The sequence below is a fragment of the Streptomyces sp. NPDC004542 genome (genome assembly GCF_040610035.1).
In the GTDB taxonomy this organism is placed as follows: Bacteria; Actinomycetota; Actinomycetes; order Streptomycetales; family Streptomycetaceae; genus Streptomyces.
Window position 1 is genome coordinate 1 of sequence record NZ_JBEXLP010000218.1, and the last position, 1,330, is coordinate 1,330.

Here is a 1,330-nt window from a genome sequence, read left to right on the forward strand (position 1 = left end):
GCCGGCGTGTACTTCGGCGCGTACCAGCACGCCGGCGGAGCCCAGGAAGTGGTGGAGGTTACGGGACCCACCGAGGCGCCGGAACCGTTCTTCGAGCGGTCGTAGACGATGACGCCGGCCGTCGAGGAAAGGGTGCCGTTGTCGGAGGCATTGCCGGAGGTGTTTGAGTCTGACCCGTCACCGAAGGTTCCGCCCCCAGGCGGTGTCTGGCTGGCGCTGGCGGATGGAGTCAGTACGAGAGAGGTTGATACTGCGACCAGGAAAACTGCAGCACGCCGGAACCGAGTCACGGCTGACACCTGTCCGCACCCCGAGTGGAAGCGATCTTCACAAGCTCCCAGACCCCCTTCTCGTTCTTCTGAACCTGGACGCCATAGGCGACGTAGCTGTCCTTGGTGACTTTGGTGTCCTTGATTTCGTTGGTCTTGATGACCTTGCTGTAGCCCTTGCTCTCGTCTCCGCAGTAAGTGAGCGAGGCTTTGTCCTTGGACTCAACGCTCACCTGCCGGTCGAAGTAGCGCACAGTTCCGGTGATCGTCCAGCCGGCGTCCTTGAAGGACTTCACCCACTGCTGGGCGGCCACTGCTCCCTGACCCTCCGTGTAGTACTCAAGAGCGGGAAGGCGAGGATCCTGGGCGACGATGGCCGCGTCGAGAGCTCGAAGGAGCTCCGCGTTGTCCCTCAGAATCGCATCCTTGACGGCATCACCCGTCTTCTCAGGCGTGAAGGTCAATTTCACGTCCGCCGGCAAATCGATCCGCGGCCGGTCAACTGACGTCGATGCCGAAGCGCTCGGCGAAGCCGAAGCCGAGCCCCCCGTGTCCGCGCCCGCGATCTTGTCGTTGTCCTTCGAACCGCCGTCCCCGCCCCCGCCGCAACCGGCGAGGAGAAGCACGGCCATCGCTCCGGCGGCTGCTGTCGAGATCAGGCGGGGACGGCGGGTCACGGTGGGCTCCTGGTGAGGCGGTCGGGGTGGGTGAAGCAGCCGATACCGTATCCAGGCTGCCAGTTGGGGCACCAGAGCGGCCTGACCTGTCACCGTTGGAGTGCCCGGGTGCAGACCAGCGTGGCGGTAGAGACACGAGATCGAGAGACGTGAACCTGGAACGGACGTCCGGCTCGGACCCGTTGGGGGAATCGAGCACCAAGTGGTCTCCTGGTTCCGGTCGGTGCAGCGACTTGGCCACCGCTTCTACCAGCCACTCGAGCGTGGTTACCGGTTGACGGCCTGGATCTCCTGCACCACGACATTCTGGGTCGCGCCGAAGGTGCCGTCGGGCAGGGTGTCACCCTTGCCGTCGCTGCCCGTCCAGTGGATTTTCCAGGTGAT

Annotated in this window: 1 protein-coding gene and 1 pseudogene; both read right to left on the reverse strand. The window is 64.3% G+C overall.

Annotated elements, in window-relative coordinates:
• Positions 1-233 (reverse strand): annotated as a pseudogene (locus tag ABZX30_RS38180) (hypothetical protein); the annotation flags it as partial.
• A gap of 53 nt (positions 234-286) precedes the next feature.
• Positions 287-946, reverse strand: a complete 660-nt coding sequence (locus tag ABZX30_RS38185; RefSeq protein WP_355943070.1) for a hypothetical protein — start codon at positions 944-946, stop codon at positions 287-289.
• Positions 947-1,330: the final 384 nt, after the last annotated feature.